Annotated in this window: 5 protein-coding genes; 2 read left to right on the forward strand and 3 right to left on the reverse strand. The window is 60.5% G+C overall.

Going from position 1 to position 6,031, the window contains the following annotated elements; genetic code table 11:
* A partial coding sequence (locus VL598_RS09560; RefSeq protein ID WP_325326470.1) for a DUF6537 domain-containing protein occupies nucleotides 1-1,144 on the forward strand: 1,144 nt, incomplete at its 5' end.
* Between the two features lie 28 nt (nucleotides 1,145-1,172).
* On the opposite strand, the gene VL598_RS09565 is transcribed toward VL598_RS09560, so the two are convergent.
* The 3 genes from VL598_RS09565 to VL598_RS09575 all read right to left on the reverse strand — a co-directional run bounded on the left by VL598_RS09565 (nucleotide 1,173) and on the right by VL598_RS09575 (nucleotide 4,678).
* The gene (locus VL598_RS09565) at nucleotides 1,173-2,393 is read right to left on the reverse strand and encodes an EAL domain-containing protein (protein WP_325326471.1); all 1,221 of its coding nucleotides are present in this window, start codon (nucleotides 2,391-2,393) and stop codon (nucleotides 1,173-1,175) included.
* Between the two features lie 560 nt (nucleotides 2,394-2,953).
* Nucleotides 2,954-3,247: a hypothetical protein gene (locus VL598_RS09570; protein ID WP_325326472.1), complete on the reverse strand. Its 294-nt coding sequence runs from the start codon at nucleotides 3,245-3,247 to the stop codon at nucleotides 2,954-2,956.
* Between the two features lie 306 nt (nucleotides 3,248-3,553).
* Nucleotides 3,554-4,678 carry a mandelate racemase/muconate lactonizing enzyme family protein gene (locus tag VL598_RS09575; RefSeq protein ID WP_325326473.1) on the reverse strand — a complete coding sequence of 375 codons (1,125 nt, stop codon included), beginning with the start codon at nucleotides 4,676-4,678 and terminating at the stop codon, nucleotides 3,554-3,556.
* A gap of 119 nt (nucleotides 4,679-4,797) precedes the next feature.
* On the opposite strand from VL598_RS09575, the gene VL598_RS09580 reads away from it, so the two are divergent.
* Nucleotides 4,798-5,697 carry a LysR family transcriptional regulator gene (locus VL598_RS09580; RefSeq protein WP_325326474.1) on the forward strand — a complete coding sequence of 300 codons (900 nt, stop codon included), beginning with the start codon at nucleotides 4,798-4,800 and terminating at the stop codon, nucleotides 5,695-5,697.
* Nucleotides 5,698-6,031: the final 334 nt, after the last annotated feature.

Raw genomic sequence — 6,031 nt, forward strand, 5'->3', positions numbered from 1 at the left:
CGTCAATACCCATGCGATTCCGACCGGGACGTTCGTGCAAAACCCCGACGCCAACCTGCATGCCGATGCCCTGCTCGAGAAAATGCGGCATGCGGCGGGCGCCGGATTCATGTCCAGTTGCGATGCGCAGGCGCTCGCTTCAAGGTTCTTGGGTGACACCATCGGCGCGAACATGTTGATGCTCGGCTTCGCCTGGCAACTCGGTTTCATTCCTTTGTCGCTCTCCTCGCTCATGCGCGCCATCGAGCTCAACGGTGTCGCTGTGCCGACGAACCGTCTCGCCTTCTCGATCGGGCGTCTAGCCGCGGGCGATGCCAGCTCGCTCGAGCAACTGTGGGCGCAGCGGCATGGATCGGGACAGACGGCCCAGGGCACCGATGCACCGTTGACCATGCCTGAGACGCTCGGCGACGTGAACGCGCTCATCGCAGATCGGGAATCGCGGCTGCAAGCGTATGGTGGGGCGCGTTATGTCGCGCGCTATCGCGCGCTCGTGGCGGCAGCAATGCGCGCAGGCAACCGGCTTCCCGAGATGGACAGCGTGCGGCTCACTGTGGCTGTGGCGACGACGTTCTATCGACTGCTGGCTGTTAAGGACGAGTACGAAGTGGCACGCCTCTACGCTGAGCCTGCTTTCAGGGCAGCCCTTGAAGCCCAATTCGAAGGAACGGCGGGCAAGGACTTCCGCCTGAAATTCAACCTTGCGCCGCCAGCGCTCGCCAAACCCCGAGCAGATGGCGTGCCACGCAAGTCCTCATTTGGGCAATGGCTGTGGCCGGTGCTCGGTGTGCTCGCCCAATGCCGCCGCTTGCGCGCAACGGCGTTCGATCCGTTCGGCCGCACACGCGAGCGCCGCATGGAGCGAGCACTCGCCGACGATTATGAAGCGACGATGGCGTCGGCGTTCGCCGCCGCCAACGCGACGAACGCGGACACAGTTGTGGAGCTAGCCCAAGTGCATTCTCGTGTGCGCGGCTACGGTCACGTGAAGCTTGCGACGCTTGTGCAGGCCAAGCGCAAAGAGCGATTACTGGCGGCTCAGTTGTCGATCCAGGCTGCGACGAGCCCTGTCGTGCTGCAAGCACTAGATGAAGCCCGAGGCGAAAGACGGCTGCGTGAAATCCCAGTCATCGCACAGAAGTAGAAGTAGCCGAGCGGGAGCACGCCCACATTCAACCTCCACGCTCCTCGAGCCAATCGATATCCCCACACAACACGCAGAGCTGCTCCCGCACACGTACCGCCAGCGATAACGTCACACAAGGCAGCGCCTCGTTGATGGACAAGTAGGGCTTCGTCGCGTGCACGCGCTCGGGCGCCTCGATTGCCGCACGAAAATACGGCCGGCGCATCCAGTTGGCGCCCTCTGCATCGGCGACGGGCGTGAAGCGCGCCTCGTTGCCGGGCCGATCGGCGCGCATGACGATGTTGCGGCCAGCCTGCCGGCCTTGCCCATCGAGCAGATAACACCGCGCCGCGCGATCGAGCGCAAGGAAATTCCAGCAGACTTCCTCGAGCAGCTCGCCCGACGCCAACCGCTCGCCGGCCCGCATGAATGCGCGGATATACGGCGCGAGGCGCGTCGCGGTGCGGCGCTCGCGCGCCTCGCATTCGGAACGGTGATGGTTGGCCAACTTGCCAATGCGCTCCGCGGCGTACGCACTGTCCGCGTGTCCTGCGCCGGGACGACCGAAATAAAAGCCCTGTACGAAATCGGCATCGCACGCAAACGCGAGTTGCGCCTCATGCTCGGTCTCAACCCCTTCGATCAAAACCAGCTTGCCCGCTTCGTGCAGCAGCGACACGAAGCCCGGCAGAATCGCCTCCGCCTGCGTGCGATGGGCCGCACGCGAGAGCATCATTCGGTCGATCTTCACAATGTCAGGGTCAATCTGCCAGATGCGCTCGAGGTTCGAATCGCCCGCACCAAAATCGTCGAGCGCAATGAGAAAGCCCTGCTCCCGAAAGTACCGGACTTCGTCGGCGATGCGATCGAGGTCATGGAGGCTCGCCTCCTGCATCTCGAGCACGATCCGGCGCGGTGGCAAATTCAGGCGAGAAAGGCTCGCGGAGAATGCCCCTGCGTGATAGGAATCGCTCAGTGCACCAGCGTGCACGTTCAAAAAGAGCCATTCGCACTCGGCCCCCAACATCTTGAAGTTGGCGAGGTGCAGATTGAGCGCAAGGCGGTCAACGTGATGAAGCTCGCCCTGCCGGGCCGCATCGCCGAACACATCGAGCGGTGGAACCGGACAGTCGAAGGCATCGTGCGCGCGCAACAGCGCTTCGTAGCCGACTGCGCGCAAGTGCGCCAGGCTAAAGATGGGCTGGAAAACGCTCGTGAGTGTCAGGTCGCGATGCCGCATCGCATAGCGCCGCAGCCCAGATACCATGTCTTGCTCGAATCCTGGTCGCTGGGAGACAGCGACGTCCTGCGGCAAAGAAAACTCCGTAGTGCCCTGTGAATCGGCGCGTTTTCCTGTTTGAATGGTGGGAATCACGGCGGCTCCTCGGACTCTCGTTAATCATCGAGCCGTTGTTAAGCAAGGTCCGTGCGCAATGTCACTCCCAGAAGTACATGCGCTTTTTTCCTCCGAAGGCGCATCCATCTTGAGCTTTCGTATGATTTATGGCGTCGGAAATGCACTAGGTGGGTGCACTCGATGCAATGGCACGATGCATCGGCGGCGCAACACTGAAGCACGGAACCTGCGGGCTGCCTCGCGTCACCAGAGCGTCGCAGAAATTTGGCAGTCCGAACCAATTGGCGCGGGCGACCATCGAAAAGATACGCCCCGAGCGGGTACGCCCCGAGCGTCACGGCAGAGCGAACGAGACCGACCCGTCCGTACTCATTCGGGCCAACTAAAAAGCCGACGCCCCATGAGGCAGTCGGCCTTAGTCCATGTTGGCTATGAGGCCTCAGGCCTCATAGCTTGCGGCGCCTCGTGAATCAGGAGTGATGCGGCTCGTCTTGCCGATGATCGTCATTTTGACGGGCCCAAGGATCGCGATTGTGCGGATAATGATGCTGCCATTCATCGTGCGACCAGTAGCGATGACCATCCCAATAGCGATCGCCGTGCATGCCGACGTTGATGGTCAATTCGACGGGCATGAGCCGCGCGTGCCCCAATGAGTAGTCAACGGGCGCTTCCTGCGCAACCGCAGTCCCTGCCGTCAGCCAAACGCCACTAGCCAGCACAGCGGCCAAGGCCGCACCAGAAACGATGGCACGTGCTTTCATAAAACTAACCTCCTCATTTAATTCTGCTTAAAAGTGGCCGGCGTCTTTGGACGTCTCGCGTCTGCCGCCGTTACCCGAAATCACTCTAACGGAAAGCGGCGTGCAAACTTGTGCCGACTTGTAAGGGCAGATTTCACCGGGCGTAAAGTTCGGCACGCGCGTCACGCAAGTCAGAGGGCGACGTTATATGAGGCTATACGGAAAGAATTATCGAAAGCAGCTCGCCATGCGTTAAGCCGCACTGGTCAACTCGGTTACATTTTTGGGTCGGCATTCCCCTTCACTACCTATCCAACGTCCGAGCGGCTATTTCACGATCGTCCATTTCCCATATCGCGCCACCGCCTGCTCATCGAAATCGAAACCGAGGCCCGGTGTTCGATGCAGTTCGATCTCGCCATTGCGGTAATCGAGCTGCCGATCGATGAGACGACGGAAGTTCAAGACCTGGTCGTCCCAGAAGAACTCGACATAGCGCGCATTGGGTGTCGCAGCAACGAGCGGCGCATGTACGTCATGGAACCAATGCGGGCACATGACGACGCCATAGCTCGCTGCCGTCGCCGCAACCCGGCGCCATTCGCTGATTCCACCACATACCACCGCATCGGTTTGCAAAATGGCAGCGCCTTGTTTGTCGAGCAGTTCCTTGTGGTACCAACGCCCATATCCGATTTCGCCGGTCGCGATCGGCACACGCGTCAGCTTCGATAAGCGCGCGTGATTGTCGATGTCGTCCGGAGAAAAGGGCTCCTCGATGAAATAAGGATCGTACTGTTCGAAGCGCTGCACGTACTGCATGGCCTGCGTCACATCGCTCCAGCCGTTGTTGATGTCGATCATGAGTTCTACATCGGGGCCGATTGCTTCGCGCGCAGCGCGCACACGCGCTTCCTCCTCCTTCGGCGACAAGCGGCCCGCCTTCATCTTGACGGCCTTGAAGCCCATCTCGACATAGCTCGCCATCTCTTCGCCGAGTCTCTGCGGTGTCTTGCCCTCGAGGTAATAGCCGCCGCTTGCGTACGCTGGCACACGGTCAAGCTTCACCGCACCGAGATACTTGTGCAGGGGTACGCCATGCGTGCGCGCGTTGAGGTCCCAAAGCGCGGTATCGAGAATGCTGATTGCGCGCATGACCGTTCCCGCGCGCCCCTGCAACAGCGCTTCCTGGTACATCGCCTGCCACAGGCCCTCGACTGCATAGGAATCCTGACCAATCAGCACCGGTGCAAGCAGTTGCTCGACTGCGACACGTAGCAGCTCACCACCGGCGCTGCCGACATAGCAAAAGCCGATGCCCTCTACGCCGTCGGATGAGCGGACCTTGACGAGGCCATAGTCGCGCTTTGTGACCGTTCGCGTTGCAAAAGTCGTCACCCGATCGAGTGGAACGCTGACCGAGCAAACGGAGATTGATTCGATGACAGGCATGCCGCACTCCTCCTGGTAAGGCCGCATGCCGTTTCCTGCGGCCGACGGGCAAAGTGTGGTGGTCGGCAGTACTTAAAAACAGTATTCTTTGACTTCTTTAGAAGATAAAAATTCTATCGATGGATTCGCGCTACTTGCAAAGCTTCGTCTACGTCGTGGATCTCGGCTCCATCGCCGAGGCGGCCCGCCATCTCGATCTGACCGCAGCCGCGGTGGCGCAGCGCGTGAAGATGCTCGAGGAGGAGCTCGGCACGAAGATCGTTCGCCGTAGCGGCCGCACGGTCAGCGCCACCGAGGCCGGGGAGCGGATTCTCAAGCGCGCGCGAACGGTGCTACGCGAAATACGCGATCTCCGATCCGATCTGAACGATACGTCGACGCTCGCCGGGCAACTGCGCCTCGGCGGTACACAGACGCTGATCACGAGCCTGATTCCAAACGTGCTGTCCAGCCTGCTCGCCCATCATCCGCAAATCGATATCTATCTGGAGCCTGGCACGTCCAGCGACCTCTATCGCAAAGTGGTCAGCGGTGATCTCGACATGGCCGTGCTTGTGCAGCCGCTCTTCGAGTTGCCGAAAAGCTGCGGCTGGCAGACTTTACGCGAGGAACCGCTGGTACTGCTGACACCGGCTGCGATGACCGTAACCGATGTGCACGCCACGCTGCAATCGCAACCGTTTCTGCGCTATGACCGCAACGTCGTGGGCGGCCAACTCGCCGATGCCTACTTGCGCCAGCACGGCATCAAGCCGCACCAACGCTGCGAGCTCGACGGGCTCGATGCCATAGCAGCGCTTGTCGATCGCGGGCTCGGCGTGTCGCTCGTGCCAGACTGGCTTGCGACGCGAGACGTCAGTTTGTCGCTTGCGAAATGGCCCCTGCCCCACCCGTTTACGAAACGCACGGTTGGCCTCATGTGGAATCACTCCTCGGCGCGCATGCGCCTTGTGCAAGCGTTTCGTCAGCATGCCGAAGCAGAGTTGCAACGTGCAGGGCCTCAGGCTCCGACCACTTAAGCACGCTCATGGTGTCGTTAAACGCATGTTTGAAACGGTCTGTAAGTCCAGCCTATGCTGGTCACATGGCGTAATAGGTGTAAATGACGATGAAACGCAAGGCGTACTACGCGGACGTACACTGAATTTGCCTCACGTTGTGAGGCCATCATGTCTTACCCCGCTCTAGTTCGGCCCTCCTTTATAGCGGGGGCCTTTTTTTTGTTTGGCACCGATTTGACGTTGGAGAAAAGCCGTGATCAGGTTGCTAGCAGTTCTCGCGCTCACCGCGGCCGGCCTCGCCGGCTGTGTCGTCGCCCCCTACGGTGGATATGGATATGCTCCTGCATACGGC

This window comes from Trinickia sp. (assembly GCF_035492435.1).
Classification (GTDB): domain Bacteria; phylum Pseudomonadota; class Gammaproteobacteria; order Burkholderiales; family Burkholderiaceae; genus Trinickia.

Coding starts and splice junctions, on each gene's coding strand:
- VL598_RS09565 (WP_325326471.1), bottom strand. CDS start 2,393: ATGGTATCTGGGCTGCGGCGCTATGCGATGCGGCATCGCGACCTGACA.
- VL598_RS09570 (WP_325326472.1), bottom strand. CDS start 3,247: ATGAAAGCACGTGCCATCGTTTCTGGTGCGGCCTTGGCCGCTGTGCTG.
- VL598_RS09575 (WP_325326473.1), bottom strand. CDS start 4,678: ATGCCTGTCATCGAATCAATCTCCGTTTGCTCGGTCAGCGTTCCACTC.
- VL598_RS09580 (WP_325326474.1), top strand. CDS start 4,798: ATGGATTCGCGCTACTTGCAAAGCTTCGTCTACGTCGTGGATCTCGGC.